Origin of the sequence: Viridibacillus arenosi (assembly GCF_001955655.1) — a bacterium.
GTDB classification, from domain to species: Bacteria; Bacillota; Bacilli; order Bacillales_A; family Planococcaceae; genus Viridibacillus; species Viridibacillus arenosi.
On record NZ_MSPW01000002.1, the window covers coordinates 188,463 to 207,508 of the forward strand.

The 19,046-nt window shown below is 37.4% G+C and carries 15 protein-coding genes and 1 riboswitch; of the genes, 14 read left to right on the forward strand and 1 reads right to left on the reverse strand.

Annotation, left to right across the window (positions count from 1 at the left end; genetic code table 11):
* Positions 1-11: 11 nt before the first annotated feature.
* From BK137_RS04790 to BK137_RS04840, 11 genes are all read left to right on the forward strand, one after another.
* A complete protein-coding gene (locus tag BK137_RS04790; RefSeq protein WP_038187648.1) occupies positions 12-2,375 on the forward strand; it encodes an endonuclease MutS2 in 2,364 nt (787 codons plus the stop codon).
* A gap of 56 nt (positions 2,376-2,431) precedes the next feature.
* Positions 2,432-2,845 (forward strand): DUF350 domain-containing protein, encoded by a 414-nt coding sequence (locus tag BK137_RS04795; protein WP_038187645.1) that lies wholly within the window; start codon positions 2,432-2,434, stop codon positions 2,843-2,845.
* Positions 2,846-3,295: 450 nt separating this feature from the next.
* The gene (locus tag BK137_RS04800; protein ID WP_051448780.1) at positions 3,296-5,578 is read left to right on the forward strand and encodes an SH3 domain-containing protein; all 2,283 of its coding nucleotides are present in this window, start codon (positions 3,296-3,298) and stop codon (positions 5,576-5,578) included.
* Between the two features lie 259 nt (positions 5,579-5,837).
* Positions 5,838-7,526 carry an AMP-binding protein gene (locus BK137_RS04805; protein WP_038187643.1) on the forward strand — a complete coding sequence of 563 codons (1,689 nt, stop codon included), beginning with the start codon at positions 5,838-5,840 and terminating at the stop codon, positions 7,524-7,526.
* Between the two features lie 103 nt (positions 7,527-7,629).
* Positions 7,630-8,211: a fatty acid metabolism transcriptional regulator FadR gene (locus BK137_RS04810; RefSeq protein WP_038187642.1), complete on the forward strand. Its 582-nt coding sequence runs from the start codon at positions 7,630-7,632 to the stop codon at positions 8,209-8,211.
* Between the two features lie 104 nt (positions 8,212-8,315).
* Entirely contained in the window at positions 8,316-9,089 is a 774-nt protein-coding gene (locus BK137_RS04815) for an enoyl-CoA hydratase (RefSeq protein ID WP_038187640.1), read from the forward strand.
* 24 nt (positions 9,090-9,113) lie between these two features.
* On the forward strand, positions 9,114-9,887 hold the full coding sequence (locus tag BK137_RS04820) for an electron transfer flavoprotein subunit beta/FixA family protein (RefSeq protein ID WP_038187638.1): 774 nt from the start codon (positions 9,114-9,116) through the stop codon (positions 9,885-9,887).
* Positions 9,888-9,919: 32 nt separating this feature from the next.
* Positions 9,920-10,897, forward strand: a complete 978-nt coding sequence (locus BK137_RS04825) for an electron transfer flavoprotein subunit alpha/FixB family protein (protein ID WP_038187636.1) — start codon at positions 9,920-9,922, stop codon at positions 10,895-10,897.
* A gap of 193 nt (positions 10,898-11,090) precedes the next feature.
* Positions 11,091-11,405, forward strand: a complete 315-nt coding sequence (gene trxA / locus BK137_RS04830; RefSeq protein ID WP_038187634.1) for a thioredoxin — start codon at positions 11,091-11,093, stop codon at positions 11,403-11,405.
* A 223-nt stretch (positions 11,406-11,628) separates the two neighbouring features.
* Positions 11,629-13,404, forward strand: a complete 1,776-nt coding sequence (gene uvrC, locus BK137_RS04835) for an excinuclease ABC subunit UvrC (RefSeq protein WP_038187631.1) — start codon at positions 11,629-11,631, stop codon at positions 13,402-13,404.
* 59 nt (positions 13,405-13,463) lie between these two features.
* A riboswitch (Lysine riboswitch) is annotated at positions 13,464-13,645 on the forward strand.
* A gap of 124 nt (positions 13,646-13,769) precedes the next feature.
* On the forward strand, positions 13,770-15,002 hold the full coding sequence (locus BK137_RS04840) for an aspartate kinase (protein ID WP_038187628.1): 1,233 nt from the start codon (positions 13,770-13,772) through the stop codon (positions 15,000-15,002).
* 60 nt (positions 15,003-15,062) lie between these two features.
* Here the strand turns inward: BK137_RS04840 and BK137_RS04845 are convergent, their stop codons facing one another.
* Positions 15,063-15,476 carry a YslB family protein gene (locus BK137_RS04845; protein ID WP_038187625.1) on the reverse strand — a complete coding sequence of 138 codons (414 nt, stop codon included), beginning with the start codon at positions 15,474-15,476 and terminating at the stop codon, positions 15,063-15,065.
* Positions 15,477-15,748: 272 nt separating this feature from the next.
* On the opposite strand from BK137_RS04845, the gene BK137_RS04850 reads away from it, so the two are divergent.
* From BK137_RS04850 to sdhB, 3 genes are all read left to right on the forward strand, one after another.
* Positions 15,749-16,357, forward strand: coding sequence for a succinate dehydrogenase cytochrome b558 subunit (locus BK137_RS04850; RefSeq protein WP_038187621.1), 609 nt, complete (start codon positions 15,749-15,751; stop codon positions 16,355-16,357).
* Between the two features lie 62 nt (positions 16,358-16,419).
* Positions 16,420-18,177: a succinate dehydrogenase flavoprotein subunit gene (gene sdhA / locus BK137_RS04855; protein ID WP_038187619.1), complete on the forward strand. Its 1,758-nt coding sequence runs from the start codon at positions 16,420-16,422 to the stop codon at positions 18,175-18,177.
* Between the two features lie 2 nt (positions 18,178-18,179).
* Entirely contained in the window at positions 18,180-18,956 is a 777-nt protein-coding gene (gene sdhB / locus BK137_RS04860) for a succinate dehydrogenase iron-sulfur subunit (RefSeq protein ID WP_038187616.1), read from the forward strand.
* Positions 18,957-19,046: the final 90 nt, after the last annotated feature.

Genomic DNA, 19,046 nt, shown 5'->3' on the forward strand with positions numbered 1-19,046 from the left:
AGGTGTTTTGAATGATAGCAGAACGCGCATTGAAAACACTAGAATTTGATAAAGTACGTGCTCAAGTAGCTTCATATTGTACATGCTCTTTAGGGAAAACTGTGATCGATGAACTTGTCCCTGAAACTGATATAGAAAAAGTATTACAACTATTAGATGAAATGGATGAAGGTTTATCAATTCTACGCGTAAAAGGTAACGTGCCAATGGGCGGTATTTTCGATGTCCGCCCGCATGCTAGACGCGCGCAAATTGGTGGTGTACTTAGTCCAGTTGAATTGATGGAGATTTCGAGCACAATACGTGCTAGTCGTATACTTCGTCAGTTTATAGAAGGAATTGAAGTGGAAGAGGATATACAAATTCCATACTTCATTCAGAAAAAAGAAAGCATGCCAACATTGACAGGTTTACAGCATGAGATTAATGCTTGTATCGATGAGAACGGTGCTATTCTAGACTCTGCTAGCTCTGAGCTTCGTTCAATTCGTCAGCAATTGCGAGCACAAGAAGGTCGTGTTCGTGAAAAATTAGCGAGCTTAACACGTGGCACTAATGCAACAAAAATGCTATCTGATGCGATTGTTACAATTCGTAATGATCGATTTGTTATTCCTGTAAAATCTGAATACCGTAGTCATTATGGTGGTGTTGTACATGATCAATCTTCATCTGGTCAAACACTATATATTGAACCGGATGCTGTCGTACAAGCGAATAATGAAATCCATCAATTAAAATCAAAAGAACAAGTTGAAATTGCCCGCATTTTATTAATGTTATCTCTAAAAGTACAAGAGGTAGCACATGACATCTTTATCACTGTGCAATTACTTGGCGAAATTGACGTTATTTTAGCAAAAGCAAAATACGGACAAGCCAATAAATGTTCGAAGCCAATTATGAATAACGATGGATATATAAAATTAGGTAAAGCACGTCATCCTTTACTACCAATAGAAGAAGCAGTAGCAAACGATATTGAATTTGGTAAAGACTTCACTTCAATCGTAATTACTGGGCCTAACACAGGTGGTAAAACGGTTACGTTAAAAACAGTTGGGCTATGTACGTTGATGGCGCAGTCGGGTATTCCAGTGCCAGCTCTTGATGGTTCTCATCTCGCGGTATTTGATCAATTATTTGCTGATATTGGAGACGAACAATCAATTGAGCAAAGCTTGAGTACATTTTCATCACATATGGTGAATATTGTTGATATTTTAAATCAATTCGATGATCGTTCACTCATTCTTTTTGATGAGCTAGGTGCAGGAACTGATCCACAAGAGGGTGCAGCACTTGCCATCTCAATTTTAGATGAAGTACATGGTCGCGGAGCACGAGTAATGGCAACAACTCATTATCCTGAGTTAAAAGCATATGGCTACAATCGTCCAGGTGTTGTCAATGCAAGCGTGGAATTTGATGTGGAGACGTTGAGTCCGACTTATCGTCTATTAATTGGAGTTCCAGGACGTAGTAATGCCTTTGAAATTTCGACTCGTCTTGGACTACCAGATTCTATTATTGATCGTGCTAAGACATTCACAGGTACTGATCGTCATGAAGTCGAATCTATGATTGCCTCTCTAGAAGAAAGTCGACGCCAATCAGAAGAAGATGCTGAAAGAACACTTGTATTACGCAAAGAAGCAGAAGCACTTCAATCAGAATTAGATGAAAAATTAAAAGCTTATGAAGCGAAAAAAGAAGCATTAGAACAAAAAGCAAAAGACAAAGCACGTAAAATCGTGGATGAAGCGAAAAAAGAAGCTGAAGAGGTTATTTCAGAACTTCATAAAATGCGCTTAAATGCTAACAAGATTGTTAAAGAGCATGAAATCATTGATGCACGTAAACGTTTAGAAAAAGCTGCGCCGGAAAATAAAGTACTGAAAAAGCAACAGCAATTAAAAGCGCGCGCTCAAGAGCTATCTAAGGGTGACGAAGTAAAAGTACTAAGTTACGGTCAAAAGGGTGTGTTACTTGAAAAAGTATCAAATTCTGAATGGATTGTGCAAATTGGAATATTGAAGATGAAGCTTGATGAATCAGATTTAGAGTACGTGAAACCTGAAAAAGACAAGCAAACTGTAAATGTTTCAAGTGTTCGAAATCGAGATTCTAATGTTAAGCTAGAATTAGACCTACGTGGAGAACGTTATGAAGATGCGATTGTACGTACGGAAAAATATATTGATGATGCATTACTGTCTAATTATCAACGCGTCTCAATTATTCATGGTAAAGGAACTGGGGCTTTGCGCCAAGGAATTCAAGCTTTACTAAAGAGACATCCACGTGTAAAATCCTATCGTTTTGGCGAAGCAGGAGAAGGCGGCTATGGTGTGACAGTAGCCGAGCTAAAATAAACCTTTTAAAGTAATCAAAGATAGAGAAAAAATTTGACATTGAAAAGGGGATATTTATGTTATTAAATGGATTTTGGCAATATCCTGTTGTCGAGGCTGCTGGTAATTTCAGTGTTGTTGTCCTTTGCTTAATCCTATCAATGGTGATATTTGAAATCGTAACAAAATACAAAAATTGGGTAGAAATAAAAAAAGGTAATGTAGCAGTTGCACTTGCAACAGGTGGGAAAATATTAGGGGTGTGTAATATTTTCCGTTACTCCATTGAGAGGCATAACTCGCTCGTAGAAATGATGGGTTGGGGACTGTTTGGATTTATCTTACTAATATTTGCATATGTTTTATTTGAATTTATGACACCGACATTTAAGGTAGATGAAGAAATTGAAAAAGATAATCGATCAGTTGGTTTTATTTCGTTTACGATTTCAGTAGGTCTGTCATTTGTTATCGGTGCAAGTATTTCTTAGGGGAGAGTATATGGAAACTTTATCGAAAGTACTAATTGGCGTATGTATTGCGTTTATTTTAGTAGGAATCGTCTTTTTAATAATGAACTAATTTTGAAGTCCTTTATAGGGCTTCTTTTTTTTATGTGTTTGATCAAAAGGTGCTGAAGGACTAGCTAATGATATTACTTTGTTATAGATAAATGAAAGTGAATTTTATAAACGACTTCCAGTGATTGTCGAGAAAGTTAAATTTAAATAAAGATTTATCTGGGAATGAAATACTATTGAGCTTCTAACTAAAATTAAAGAGTTACCGATAAAAGAAGATGATTATAAAAATGTTAAATAGTGTATATATTCGATACTATTTTCATGGTAAGAGAGATATAATATTAATAGTTTAGAAAAAAATGTATGGGAATATTTCTTTCCTAGAATTAATTTCTCAAACATACAGGAGGGGTCAAAATGAGTTTGTATAATAAAAAAACTTCTATATATCTAACAAATTGTGCATTCGTATCTATGGGAATTCTTTTAGCTTCAAGTGTGAGTCCATTCGAAACACCAATATCACCCAAAAAAGTTGAGGCAGCTACCATAAAAACATATAAAGTAACTTCCAATGTGAACTTACGATCTAAAGCCTCAACAAAAGGGAAAATTCTAATAACAATACCAAAGGGAAAATCTGTAACATATATTTCTAAAACCGGCAGTTGGTATAAAGTGAAATATGGTAGGGAAATTGGTTATGTTAATACAAGTTATATTAAAATCACAACTAAAACGACGACGACCTCAACTTTCGCTGCAACAAATTATCAAACAAAAGAAAAGGTGAATTTACGGTCTAGTAGCTCTACAAAAGGGAAAATACTATTGTCGATTCCAAAAGGCAAGACGGTGAAAGCTACCGCGAAATCTGGAGCATGGTATAAAGTAACATACGGAGGCAAAACTGGTTGGGTAAGTAGTTCGTATGTGAAAGAGTATGATGCTTATAAAGAGACTACAACTACTTATTTCCTAATAAAAAAAACGGCTTCATTGCGTATAACACCTAGCACCAAGAAAGCACAAGTTTACACTATCCCAACAAATAATATCTTCACTTCTACGCAATCAGTTGTGAATAGTAAAGGAGAAACTTGGTATCGAATATCCTACAAGGGTAAGTATTATTTTGTGCAATCTACTGTAGTTAGTAAAGTAACACCAACGCAAATGACAAGTACGGATTATAAAGCTAATTCGACAACATCTTTATTTGCTGAAGCGGGAGTTTCGCATACTATACTAACTAGCATTCCAAAAGGTGCAAAAGTGACTTCGACCGATCGAGTTGGCAATTGGTATAAAGTAACCTACGAAGGTAACACAGGGTATATAGACAGTACTAAATTTAGTGTCGATACACCAATTGTCGATACGGAACCGGATGATACAGATGACGATACCTCTACATTACCAAGTGGTTCAACAATTAGTCAGATGACTATTTATAATATTGAAGATTTAAAATTACTCAAAACAAATTCTACATCATCAGATTTGTTACAAGTGATTCCTGCGAAGACAAAGCTGACGACAACTTATAAAGCAAATAATGGATGGTATCAAGTGAGTTATGAAGGTTTTACAGGTTTTGTATCTGGCACTTCTTTAATAGATGAAACAACGAAGTCCAGAATCGCTAGTTTAGAATCCAATCCAAATAGCTATTTGTTTATGGATCTTCGTACTACGTCTTCTGTGAAAGCAGATCAAATCAATACGTATATTGCTAGTAAGACTGTCGGAAAAACAAGCGTTTTAACGGGACAAGGACAAGCAATTATTAATGCTGCCAATAAGTATGGCGTAAACGCTCTATATTTTGCAGCACATGCAATTCATGAGAGTGGATTTGGAGTTTCCGACATTTCACTTGGAAGAAATAACTTGTTCGGCTTTGGAGCATATGATATTACCCCGTTCATAGGTTCTGTAAAATTTGATTCCATCGACAACAATTTGGAGTTTATTGCGCAATCAATGAAGGCTACTTATTTAAATCCTTCCAATTGGAAATACAATAGTGGGGCTTATTTAGGATACTCCGTTAAAAACGTTAATGGAGCTCGCATTGATTCCTTAAGTAAGGGGATGAATTTTTATTATGCAAGTGATACTAATTGGGGAAATGCAATCGCCAATCATATGAACGGGATTTTGGCATATGATAAAGAAGAAGCAGTTTCAAAAAAACCTAATATAGTCGTTCCTTCTGCTCCAAAGTATCCTGAGCTTAAAGACGTGTTCCCGACTGGAACGTTAGCGATTGCGAATAGTAATTTGAATGTTTACAGTGAAAAAGGAAGTACAAATAGTGTTGCAGCAACTATTTCAAAAGGTGAGTCTTTTAATTTGCTAGAAAAGCACAATGATTACTGGCTAACAGTATCCTATAAAGGGGAAAAGTATTATACAAATGTTGTAAGTTTCAGTGCTTACAATAAACATTTTACTGTGCAGAACTTAGCTCGTGTTAATACTTCTTCAGCTAATGGAATAGCACTAAATGTACGCTCAGAAGGAAACGCGTCCAGTTCTAAAGTAGGCGAATTAGCAAACTATCAATTTGTTGAACTGGAAATAGATACAAATAATAAGCCGATTATGAGTGGAACTTGGTATAAAGTAAAATTACCAAATGGAAAACAAGGCTATGCATCAGGTACCTATTTAGTTCGTGAATTAAATAAATAAGTATATATATTAAAATACAAAAAAATGACTTCGATAAAAATTGAAGTCATTTTTTTGTCTAGGTGGGGTGATCTTTATTGTTGTTGTATGTTTAGCTCATTTAAGTAAATTATAATGGGGAATGTTTTTATTGCTCCTAATGGAAGGGAAAAAAATTATTTCCAATAAATTGATATTAAATTTGAAAGCGTTACCACTTTTATTTTATACTGAATTATAAGAGTATTCTTATAATTTTATAACAAAGGGGGAATGGAGCATGACTGAACAGGTTTGGCTGTCAAATTATCCGGATAATATTCCTACGTCTTTGGAATATGAAACAATTCCTTTGCAACAGTATTTGACAAGAGCGAGCAGCAAGACACCTTCCAAAGTTGCAATTCATTTTATGGGGAAGGATATTACGTACAAAGAGTTGTATGAGAGCTCATTAAAGTTCGCCAATTATTTAGTTTCCATTGGTATTGAGAAAGGTGATCGCGTAGCCATTATGCTTCCAAATTGTCCTCAAGGCGTTATAGGTTATTTTGGGGTGCTATATGCCGGAGGAATTGTCGTTCAAACAAACCCGCTTTATACAGAAAGAGAAATTGAGTATCAGATGAAAGATTCGGGCGCAAAGGTGATTTTATCTTTGGATATTTTATATCCCCGTATTGCTAAGATCATGAAGGATACTCATCTAGAACATGTCATTATTACAGCGATTAAGGATTACTTACCTTTCCCCAAAAATTTAATTTATCCATTTATTCAGAAAAAACAATATGACTTTAAGGTTACAGTTGAGCATAGTGGTAGCAATCATTTATTTACAGAAATTATAAGGGTAAGCACAATTGAATCAATCGTTTTAAATTTTAACATTGAAGAGGACATCGCATTATTGCAATATACAGGCGGTACAACCGGCTATCCTAAAGGAGTTATGTTAACGCATAAAAACCTAATAGCGAACGTACAAATGTGTAGTGTATGGATGTCTGAGTGTATACCAGGTGAAGAGGTAATTATGGGTGTGCTGCCATTTTTCCATGTTTACGGGATGACAACGGTATTGTTATTGTCTGTTATGCGAGGAGATAAAATGGTACTCTTACCGAAATTTGATGTTGAAACAACGTTAAAAACGATTCAAAAACAAAAAACAACGCTATTCCCAGGGGCGCCTACCCTCTATATAGGTTTATTAAATCATCCAGATATAGCGAAATATAACTTATCTTCTATCAAGGCTTGTATGAGTGGTTCAGCACCATTGCCAATTGAAGTACAAGAGAAATTCGAGAAAATTACGGGCGGCAAGCTTGTAGAAGGATACGGTTTAACAGAAACATCACCTGTAACACACTGCAATTTTATTTGGCATAATGAGCGTGTGAAAGGTTCTGTCGGCGTTCCTTGGCCGAACACAGACGCGGCTATTCTCCAAGTAGATTCAACAGAGCCACTACCAATTGGTGAAATCGGTGAGATTGCTGTGAAAGGTCCTCAAGTGATGAAAGGATACTGGAATCGCCCTGAAGACACAGAAATGGCGATGCGCGATGGTTGGCTTTTGACTGGAGATCTAGGTTATATGGATGACAAAGGCTACTTTTATGTTGTTGATAGGAAAAAGGATATTATCATTGCTGGTGGATTCAATATTTATCCTAGAGAAATTGAGGAAGTTTTATATGAGCATGAAGCCGTTCAGGAATGTGTAGCTCTTGGTGTACCAGATCCATATCGCGGTGAAACAGTAAAAGCTTTTATCGTGTTAAAAGAAGGTATGAAAGCGACAGAAGAGGAATTCAATACGTATTGCAGAGAAAACTTAGCGGCATTTAAAGTTCCGCGTATTTATGAATTCCGCGATGAACTACCAAAAACAGCTGTAGGTAAAATACTACGACGTACTTTACAAGATGAAGATAAAGAAAGAACTCAGAAAATTATGTGAAAATAATGACAAGTCCGCTTGACAAGTGTAAAATGAAATTATAAGATGAAAATATGAATGAATAGTCATTCATATTTTCATTTTTTATATGGTGGTGATCGTATTGAAGAAAGATAAACCGAAGTATAGACAAATTATCGATGCGGCCGTTATTGTAATTGCGGAAAATGGTTATCACCATGCACAAGTTTCCAAAATTGCTAAACAGGCAGGCGTCGCCGATGGAACAATCTATTTATACTTTAAAAACAAAGAAGACATATTAATTTCGGTTTTTAAGGAAAAAATGTCTGTGTTTGTAGAAAATTTACAGTGTATAATTAGAGATGGAAAGTCATCGTCTGAAAAGTTAAATGCGATGATTGAGAAACATTTCCAGGTACTAGCAGGAGATCATCATTTGGCTACAGTTACACAATTAGAGCTTCGTCAGTCTAATAAAGATGTTCGTCTCAAAATCAATACGATATTAAGAGAGTATTTAATATTACTTGATGAAATATTAGTAGAAGGTATGGAGACGAAAGAATTCAATCCAGAGATGGATCTGCGACTTGCTCGTCAGCTCATTTTTGGAACGATTGATGAGGTAACAACATCATGGGTCATGAATGATCATAAATATGATTTAACTGCGCTAGCACCGAAAGTACAACATTTAATACTCAATGGAATAAAGGCATAGGCAATTGTAAAAATCAATTGGTTGAATTGGTAGTAGCCAAACCATTGCTTCGATTCAACTAGGAAACTACTTACATAGCCAAATGCAAAGGGGGAAATGGGAGTATGGAATTTTTACGTTGGACAGTTGAAGATGGAGTTGCAATTGCAACGATTCAGCGCCCACCCGCTAATGCTTTATCGCGGGGACTAATTTTAGAAGTAAATGAACTTTTAACTGCTGTAGAGCACGATAATTCAGTTCGAGTCATTGTATTGCATGGAGAGGGAAGATTCTTCTCAGCAGGAGCAGATATTAAAGAATTTACAGATGTTACATCGGGTGCTGAATTTGTAAAATTGTCTGCTAATGGACAAGATGTCTTTGAGCGTTTAGAGAAATTCTCTAAGCCAGTTATTGCTGGAATTCACGGCGCAGCTTTAGGTGGGGGACTTGAGCTAGCGATGAGTTGTCATTTCCGCTATGTGACTGAAAATGCGAAATTAGGATTACCTGAATTACAATTAGGGTTAATTCCTGGTTTTGGCGGTACACAGCGTTTGCCTCGCTATGTTGGGGTAGCAAAAGCGGCAGAAATGATGTTTACTAGTGATCCAATTTCCGGTACGGAGGCTGTCAAGTGGGGCTTAGCAAACGCTGCCTTTTCTGATGAGGAATTACTACCTCAAACGATTGCAACAGCGAAACGTATTGCAAAAAAAAGTTCGGTTGCTTTAAAAGCCGCAATCGATATGCTGCAATATGCTAAACATACTTCATTCTACGAAGGCATTGAAGCTGAGGCAAAAGCTTTTGGTACCGTTTTCATGTCTGATGATGCCAAAGAAGGTATCCAAGCATTCATCGAAAAACGTGAACCAACTTTCACAGGAAAATAAAAATAGTATTAGGAGGTTTGTTGAATGAACATTTTTGTATTAGTAAAACGTACTTTTGACACAGAAGAAAAGATTGTTGTAACTGGTGGGGCAATCCAAGAAGATGGAGCTGAATTCATCATCAACCCATACGATGAATACGCAATCGAAGAAGCTATTCAAGTTCGTGATGCACAAGGCGGCGAAGTAACAGTTGTTACTCTCGGCGGAGAAGATGCAGAAAAACAACTCCGTACAGCTTTAGCAATGGGAGCTGATAAAGCTGTCTTAATCAACACTGAAGATGATTTAGATGAGCTTGATCAATTCTCAGCAGCATATATTTTAGCTGAATACTTAAAAGATAAAGAAGCAGATCTAATTTTAGGTGGTAACGTTGCTATCGATGGTGGCTCAGGTCAAGTAGGTCCACGTGTTGCGGAATTACTAGGTATTAACTATGTAACAACGATTACTAAACTTGATATCGATGGTAAAACTGCGAAAATTATTCGTGACGTAGAAGGGGATTCAGAAGTTCTTGAAGCACAATTACCACTTTTAGTGACAGCGCAACAAGGTTTAAACGAGCCTCGTTACCCATCATTACCTGGTATTATGAAAGCGAAGAAAAAGCCTCTTGAAGAGCTAGAATTAGATGATTTAGATATTGATGAAGATGATGTTCAAGCAAAGACTACAACAGTTGAAATTTACTTACCAGCTCAAAAAGTAGCTGGACGTGTATTAGAAGGCGATTTATCAGAACAAGTTAAAGAGCTTGTAAGTCTATTACATTCTGAAGCAAAAGTCGTTTAAGCTGATTTTAAATTGTATGGGAGGGACATAACATGTCTAAAAAAGTATTAGTATTAGGTGAAGTACGCGAAGGAAGCTTAAGAAATGTATCATTCGAAGCTATTGCAGCTGCAAAAAAAGTGTCTGGTAGCGGAGAAGTTGTAGGCGTTCTAATCGGAGACGCTGTAGCGAATCTTGCCGAGGAACTTATTCAAAACGGTGCAGACCGTGTAGTGACTGTTGAACACCCACATTTAAAACAGTATACTTCTGATGGCTTTAGCCAAGCATTTATGGCTGTTACTGAGCAAGAGCAACCAGAAGCAATCGTTTTCGGTCATACTGCTCTAGGTAAAGACCTTTCACCTAAACTAGCTAGTAAATTACAAAGCGGTTTAGTATCAGATGTTACAGATATCGAAGGGGAAGATGATTCAGTAGTTTTCATCCGTCCAATCTATTCTGGTAAAGCATTTGAAAAAGTACAAGTGAAAGAGGGACTTGTGTTTGTGACAATCCGTCCAAATAACATTGCACCTCTAGCAAAAGATGAATCTCGCTCAGGTGATGTGTCATCAATTTCTGTAGATATTACGAATCTACGTACTATTATTAAAGAAGTTGTTCGCAAATCAACAGAAGGCGTTGATTTGTCAGAAGCGAAAGTAGTAGTAGCCGGTGGTCGTGGCGTGAAAAGTGAAGAAGGTTTTGCTCCATTAAAAGAGCTTGCTAACGTACTAGGTGGCGCTGTAGGTGCTTCACGTGGAGCATGTGACGCTGATTATTGCGATTATTCATTGCAAATCGGTCAAACTGGTAAAGTTGTTACGCCTGATCTTTATATCGCTGCTGGTATTTCAGGTGCAATCCAACATTTAGCTGGTATGTCTAACTCAAAAGTAATCGTTGCGATCAATAAAGATCCAGAAGCGAATATCTTTAAAGTAGCTGACTACGGTATCGTCGGAGATCTTTTTGAAGTTATCCCAATGCTTACTGAAGAGTTCAAAAAATTATTAGTAAACGCATAATAGCTGCTTCTAAACCCTGTAAACGGTCATACTATTTACAGGGTTTTCTTCATCCAAGCATACATACTAACGTGTGATAGACGTTTTTTACTATCGTTATTGCAAAATAATGCTGTTATAAGCATAACAGTCGCTCGTGCTTTTCATCCATGCTATACTACCGTTATACGTAAGTTGAAGGAGGATATTTAATATGGCAATCGTACACGCAACAGATGCAAGCTTTTCACATGATATCGCAGAAGGTTTAGTACTAGTTGATTTTTGGGCAACTTGGTGCGGACCTTGTAAAATGATCGCTCCTGTTTTAGAAGAACTAGATTCTGAATTAAACGGTGCAGCTAAAATTGTTAAAGTTGATGTAGACCAAAACCAAGAAACAGCAAGCAAATTCGGCATTATGTCAATTCCAACTCTATTATTATTCAAAGACGGAGAGCCAGTTGATAAAACTGTTGGTTTCCAACCGAAAGAAGCATTAGCTGAATTCATTCAAAAACACGCTTAATCTTTGAAAAAATGAATATTAAACCGGGTTCCTACAATGGTTCCCGGTTTTTTTTAGAATTAATAGAGATTAAAACTATTATGTAAAGAATATAAATACAGCGCCTAGACCTCGAGGTCAAAAGCTCAATTGACGTGGAGGTTATAGAATAACCTTTAGGTCAATTCGCCTATGATTGCCGGAACTGAACAAGGTGCTCGCACTTTTTTAAGAAGGTGATAAGATGAACGAATTAATAAAACAAAAATTGGCCATTCTACCTGACCAACCTGGATGTTATTTGATGAAGGATCGTCAAGGAACAATTATTTATGTCGGCAAAGCTAAAGTATTAAAAAATCGCGTACGTTCTTATTTCACAGGCAGCCACGATGGTAAAACGCAAAGACTTGTTAGTGAAATAGAAGACTTCGAGTACATCGTGACATCTTCGGATATAGAGGCATTTATCTTAGAGTTAAACCTCATTAAAACTCATGATCCGAAATACAACATTATGCTGAAGGATGACAAGACGTACCCATATATTAAAATAACGAATGAGAAGCACCCGCGACTGCTTATTGTCCGCAAAATAAAAAAGGATAATGGTAAATATTTTGGGCCTTATCCGAATAGCTTTGCTGCAAATGAAACGAAAAAATTACTTGATCGCTTATATCCGCTAAGGAAATGCACAAATTTACCGAATCGAGTTTGCTTATACTATCATTTAGGACAATGTCTAGCTCCTTGTGTAAAAGAAGTTGAGAAAGAGCAATATCAAGAGATCATTCAAGGTATTACGAGTTTCCTAAATGGTGGGTACGGAGAAGTCAAAGAAGATTTAAATGCAAAAATGCTCGATGCAGCTGAAAAATTAGATTTCGAACGAGCAAAAGAATATCGAGATCAAATTTCACATATTGAAACTGTCATGGAACGCCAGAAGATTACGCTTACGGATTTAACGAATCGTGACGTTTTTGGTTATGCGGTTGATAAAGGTTGGATGTGTATCCAAGTATTCTTTGTAAGACAAGGAAAGTTGATTGAAAGAGATGTTTCGTTATTCCCTATTTATCGAGATCCTGAGGAAGAATTTTTAACATTTGTGGGGCGCTTTTATGAACAGGCAGAACATATCAAGCCAAAGGAAATCTTTATACCTTCCAATATTGAAGGAGACCTTCTAGCTACAGTACTTGATTTAAAAGTGACGATACCTCAAAGGGGAAAGAAAAAAGAGCTTGTTGATTTAGCGAGTAAAAATGCTCAAATTGCTATCTCTGAGAAGTTCCAGTTACTTGAGCGTCAAGAAAAAAGAACAATAGGTGCCTGCGAAGAATTGGGAAATGCGATGAATATTGCAATACCGCTTCGCATAGAATCATTTGATAATTCCCATATTTTTGGAGCGGACGCCGTCTCAGCGATGGTAGTTTTTATTGACGGTAAGCCTAGCAAAAAGGATTATCGAAAATATAAAATTCAAGTTGCAGCAAAGCACGACGATTACGGTGCAATGCGAGAAGTCATTCGCCGAAGATATACTCGTGTATTAAGAGATGGCTTACCTTTACCCGATTTAATCGTTATTGATGGTGGGAAAGGACAAATGGAAGTAGCAAGAGAAATCTTAGAAGATGAGCTTGGTTTAGATATTCCTATTGCAGGTTTGGCAAAAGATGATAAACACCAAACTTCTCAATTGCTGTATGGCTCGCCGCCAGAAATTATTCCGTTGAAGAGAACGAGTGAAGCGTTTTATCTTTTACAAAGAATTCAAGATGAAGTTCACCGTTTTGCTATTACCTTCCATCGCCAATTACATGAAAAGAATGCCATTACATCTGTTCTCGATGAAATTGAAGGAATTGGACCAAAAAGAAAGCAACAGCTTCTCAAACAATTCGGATCTGTTAAAAAAATTCGTGAGGCATCCTATGAAGAATTAGTAGCTGCGAATGTACCAAAAAAACTAGCTCAAACCATATTTACTTATTTTTCTGAAAAATAAATTGTAGTAATCTGAAAATTGTGTTAAGGTAACATTACTATTATAAATAATCACTATTTAGTGATGATAGAGGCGCGGATTTCAAGAGTAATCAGCAAGAGGATGAGTAGATCCTATGACTGCTGACGAAAGGGGAGGCCGCCGAAGTGATAAATTGACTATTTCCAATTTATTACTGGTTCTGCATTTAACAAGTGTAGAATTGTCAGATCCGTTTCGGTTCTGGAGGGCTATCTCACATGAATGTTCTTTTGAACGTGCATGCTACGAGGCGGCTTTTCACACTTAAACGTGTGAAAGGCTGCTTTTTTCATAAGATGTCATTGTGAATACGGTCGTCATAACAAATAAGGGAGAGGTTATGGGTGAGTTGTTTAGTTTTTAAATTTGGTGGTACATCAGTTGCAACGATTGAACGCGTATTGCATGTGGCAAAGCGCATTCAGAAAGAGAAAGAAAAGGGTTATGATATTGTCGTTGTTGTTTCAGCGATGGGCAAAACGACGGATAAGCTTGTAGAAATGGCACATGAAATTATGCCAAATCCATCGAAACGAGAAATGGATACGCTCTTAACAACAGGTGAGCAGGTGACTATCTCATTATTATCGATTGCATTACAAAGTTTAGGGTTATCAGCGCAGTCCTTCACTGGTTGGCAAGCTGGAATTTTAACGGAGGCAATTCCGAGTGATTCTCGCATTGTTGAAATTCAGTCTGGAAAGGTGCGAAGAACGTTGGATAAAGGCCATGTTGCAGTAGTTGCAGGCTTCCAAGGAATCGATAGTAATAACAATATTACAACCCTAGGTCGCGGAGGATCAGATACGACAGCAGTTGCTTTAGCTGCAGCATTAGGTGCTGAGCGCTGTGATATTTATACAGATGTTGATGGTGTGTACACTTCAGATCCACGTTATGTTCCTAAAGCTCGCAAACTACAAGAACTGTCATATGATGAAATGTTAGAATTAGCAAATTTAGGGGCAGGTGTCTTACATCCACGTGCCGTAGAGTTTGCAAAAAACTACAATATCCCATTAGCAGTTCGCTCTAGTTATGTAGAAGATGAAGGAACAATTATGAAGGAGGAAGTAGAAGTGGAAAAAGATTTAGTTGTACGTGGAGTAGCATTTATGTCAGATATTGTTCGAGTAACGGTAGGTTACGAGGGGAATTATAAAGGTTCTTTAGTCAATATTTTCACAGTTTTAGCTGATAATCATATTAACGTTGATATTATCGTTCAAACTATTCTCGAAGGGGTAGAGCCTTCAGTATCATTTACTATTACAAAAGAAAATTTAGCAGATACTGCTCGAGTCTTAGAAGTTAATAAATCTAAAATTGGTTATTGTCATGTGAATTATGAAGAGGACGTAGCTAAAGTATCGATTGTAGGTTCTGGTATGGTATCTAATCCTGGCGTAGCCGCAAAAATGTTCGATCGCTTACATAAAGAAAACATTACATTAAAAATGGTAAGTACTTCTGAAATTAAAATTTCTGTTGTCATTCCACAAGAGTCGATGTTGCTAACTGCAAACGCATTACATGATGAATTTGAATTGGCAGCTAGTCTAGCAATTCAAATTTAATTAAATAAAATAAAAAGAAGCTGACTAGCCATCTTGAACAGATATTTAGTCAGCTTCTTTCTATAGTTGGTCTTTTAAATCCCATTTGACATGGAATCGTACAAGCCCACGCTTTGTTTTCTTTTCGTCGTAGCATTCTGTTAAGAAACCACTGATTTTCTCTTGTTGAGCTGCTAGGAAGCCACTTTCAAGACGGAAGCAGCGTTTTTCAAATTGCATAGCCTCAGGATCTCCAGTGAGAGTATAAAACGTTTCATCTTTAGATTGTTTTTCTATAGAAAGCTCTCCCCATCCTGCTTCTTGGAAAAATGAAACAGCTTCTTCCATACTGTATAAAGGAAACTTGCGGGCTAACTCTTTACCGCACCAATATAGGATATCTTCTTCGTTTTTTCCGAGAACAGACGAGAGAACGTGATCTCTGATTAGTTCGTAACCAAATAATGGGAAGTGTTGAGTGTTTGTAGATGACATGATTTGCCTTCTTTCATTTAATTTTGTCTAATTTTTGTCAGAGTTAGAGAATAGCGTTTTCTGGTAGAATATTTATGTATTTACGAGAAAAAAACGTGATTTAATGGTACCTAGAAATAGTGCTAGTTACCTTGACGCTCTGCCATGATGAGAGTACAATGAACTTGTCATAATATTGTACCATGATGAAATATGCAGTCAATGGATACCACGTTGGAAAGCGTTGGTAGTTGTTCGTCTGTCTATTTTCAGTATTAAGGGGGGTAACAGTTTTGTCGAAAGATCGAGAGTTTTATTGGCGTCGACTACATTCACTTCTTGGAATTATTCCAGTTGGACTGTTCTTGACGCAACACTTGTTTATTAACTTTACAGCAACAAAAGGTGCAGAATCATTTAACACAGCAAGTGAATTTATGGGGAGTCTCCCATTCTTATGGGCTCTAGAATGGATTGTAATTTACATTCCATTAATGTTCCATGCTTTTTATGGTGTGTACATAGCCTTCACTGCACAACCAAACACTAAACGTTTTAGCACTTTCCGTAACTGGATGTTCGTATTACAACGTTTCACAGGAGTATTCCTAGTTGTATTTATCGCTTGGCATATTTTCCAAACTCGTATCCAAAAAGCACTTGGAACTGAAGTTGATTACGACATGATGGCAGATGTACTATCTAATCCTTGGATGGTAGCATTCTATATCGCTGGTATTATTTCAGCAACTTTCCACTTAGCAAACGGTGTTTGGGCATTCCTAGTAAGCTGGGGAATTACTCAATCTCCAAAATCACAAAAAATCGCAACATATGTTACTGTTTTAATTTTCTTAGTGTTATCTGTAGTCGGCGTATCGGCTTTACTTGCATTCGTATAAGGCAGTGCACTTAAACTCATGAAAGCGCTTGATTACTAATTGAAAGAGGAGTGAGAAATATCATGGCTAAAAGCAAATTGATAGTCGTTGGCGGCGGTCTTGCTGGTTTAATGGCTACTATGAAAGCAGCCGAAATGGGCACAGAAGTTGAATTATTCTCATTAGTACCAGTAAAACGCTCACACTCTGTATGTGCACAGGGCGGAATCAACGGTGCTGTTAATACAAAAGGTGAAGGGGATTCTCCATGGGTCCACTTTGATGATACAGTTTACGGCGGGGACTTCTTAGCGAACCAACCACCAGTAAAAGCAATGGCTGATGCTGCACCAGGAATCATCCATTTATTTGACCGTATGGGTGTTATGTTCAACCGTACACCAGAAGGTTTATTAGATTTCCGTCGTTTCGGTGGTACTTTAATGCACCGTACAGCATTTGCTGGTGCGACAACAGGACAACAACTTCTATACGCTCTAGACGAACAAGTTCGTAAATGGGAAGTAGAAGGCTTAGTTACAAAATACGAAGGTTGGGAATTCTTAGGACTAGTTCTTGATGACGAAGGCGTTTGTAAAGGGATTAAAGCACAAAACCTTACAACTCACGAAATCAAAGCATTCCGTTCTGACGCAGTGATCATGGCAAGTGGTGGTCCTGGTATTATCTTCGGTAAATCAACAAACTCAATGATTAACACTGGTTCAGCAGCATCTATTGTTTACCAACAAGGTGCTAAATACGCGAACGGGGAGTTCATCCAAATTCACCCTACAGCAATTCCTGGTGACGATAAACTTCGTCTAATGTCAGAATCTGCTCGTGGTGAAGGTGGTCGTATTTGGACTTACAAAGACGGTAAACCTTGGTACTTCTTAGAAGAAAAATACCCTGCATACGGTAACTTAGTGCCACGTGATATTGCAACACGTGAAATCTTTGACGTTTGTATTAACCAAAAACTTGGTGTAAACGGTGAAAACGTTGTTTATCTAGATCTTTCTCATAAAGATCCACATGAACTTGACATTAAGCTTGGTGGTATCATTGAAATCTACCAAAAATTCGTAGGTGACGATCCTCATAAAGTACCTATGAAGATCTTCCCAGCAGTTCACTATTCTATGGGTGGTCTATGGGTAGATTACGATCAACATACAACAATTCCAGGCGTATTTGCTGCAGGTGAATGTGATTACTCTCAACACGGTGGTAACCGTCTAGGAGCTAACTCATTACTATCAGCTATCTATGGTGGTAGTATTGCAGGACCAAACGCTGTTAACTACATTAAAGGTCTAGAAAAACATGTAGAAGATCTTCCTTCTTCAATTTACGATTCCGCAGTTGCTGAAGAACAGCAAAAATGGGATGATACATTGAAATTAGACGGTAACGAAAATGCATACCTACTTCACAAAGAACTTGGTGAATGGATGACAGCTAATGCTACTGTTGTACGTTTCAACGATAAATTAAGAGCAACAGATAATAAAATCATGGAATTACAAGAACGTTATAACAACATCAACATTAACGATACTGCTAAATGGAGTAACCAAGGTGTACAATTCACTCGTCAGTTGAAAAACATGATGGCTCTTGCTCGTGTTATTACTTTAGGTGCGTTAAATCGTGATGAAAGTCGTGGAGCACACTATAAACCAGACTTCCCAGAACGTGATGATGAAAACTTCTTGAAAACGACTATCGCGGAATTCACTCCTTCTACTGAGCCTAAACTAAGCTACGAAGAAGTTGATGTTTCGTTAATTCCACCACGTAAACGTGACTATTCTGCAAAGAAAGGGGATAAATAATCATGGGACAAGCAGTTGAAACGAAATATATTACTGTAGAAATTGAACGTCAAGATACAACGGATTCACAACCATATTGGGAAAAATTCAACGTACCTTACCGTCATGGTATGAACGTAATTTCTATATTAATGGAAATTCAACGTAATCCAGTAACTGCAGATGGTAAAAATACATCTCCAGTTTCATGGGACATGAACTGCCTTGAAGAAGTTTGTGGAGCATGTTCAATGGTTATAAACGGTCGTCCTCGTCAATCATGTTCAGCGTTAGTTGACCAACTAGAACAACCTATTAAATTACAACCAATGAGCACTTTCCCTGTCGTTCGTGACCTACAAATAGACCGTAGCCGCATGTTCGATTCACTTAAAAAAGTGAAAGCATGGGTTCCAATTGATGGTTCTTATGATCTTGGTGAAGGCCCACGTATGCCAGAACGCAAACGTGAATGGGCTTATGAATTATCTAAATGTATGACTTGTGGTGTTTGTCTTGAAGCATGTCCTAACGTGAATACTCATTCTGATTTCATGGGACCAGCTCCACTTTCACAAGTACGTTTATTTAATGCTCACCCAACAGGTGCAATGAACAAAGACGAACGTCTAGCTGCAATCATGGGCGAAGGCGGTCTTGCTAACTGTGGTAACTCTCAAAACTGTGTAGTTGCATGTCCAAAAGGTATTCCTTTGACTACTTCTATCGCATCTTTGAACCGTGCTACTACAGTACAAATGTTCAAAAACTTCTTTGGTTCTGACCATATGGTTGACTAATCTATTATTGAAAAGTAACAGATTAGAAACTTTTAAAGCAGCTTCACACTTATGTGTGGAGCTGTTTTTTTGCGTCATATACAGAAGATT

Bases quoted from the DNA above. Each gene is read 5' to 3' on its own strand.
- BK137_RS04845 (WP_038187625.1), bottom strand. From the start codon at position 15,476: ATGTCATCTACAAACACTCAACACTTCCCATTATTTGGTTACGAACTA.
- trxA (WP_038187634.1), top strand. From the start codon at position 11,091: ATGGCAATCGTACACGCAACAGATGCAAGCTTTTCACATGATATCGCA.
- BK137_RS04805 (WP_038187643.1), top strand. From the start codon at position 5,838: ATGACTGAACAGGTTTGGCTGTCAAATTATCCGGATAATATTCCTACG.
- uvrC (WP_038187631.1), top strand. From the start codon at position 11,629: ATGAACGAATTAATAAAACAAAAATTGGCCATTCTACCTGACCAACCT.
- BK137_RS04815 (WP_038187640.1), top strand. From the start codon at position 8,316: ATGGAATTTTTACGTTGGACAGTTGAAGATGGAGTTGCAATTGCAACG.
- BK137_RS04825 (WP_038187636.1), top strand. From the start codon at position 9,920: ATGTCTAAAAAAGTATTAGTATTAGGTGAAGTACGCGAAGGAAGCTTA.
- BK137_RS04795 (WP_038187645.1), top strand. From the start codon at position 2,432: ATGTTATTAAATGGATTTTGGCAATATCCTGTTGTCGAGGCTGCTGGT.
- sdhB (WP_038187616.1), top strand. From the start codon at position 18,180: ATGGGACAAGCAGTTGAAACGAAATATATTACTGTAGAAATTGAACGT.
- BK137_RS04800 (WP_051448780.1), top strand. From the start codon at position 3,296: ATGAGTTTGTATAATAAAAAAACTTCTATATATCTAACAAATTGTGCA.
- BK137_RS04790 (WP_038187648.1), top strand. From the start codon at position 12: ATGATAGCAGAACGCGCATTGAAAACACTAGAATTTGATAAAGTACGT.
- BK137_RS04820 (WP_038187638.1), top strand. From the start codon at position 9,114: ATGAACATTTTTGTATTAGTAAAACGTACTTTTGACACAGAAGAAAAG.
- sdhA (WP_038187619.1), top strand. From the start codon at position 16,420: ATGGCTAAAAGCAAATTGATAGTCGTTGGCGGCGGTCTTGCTGGTTTA.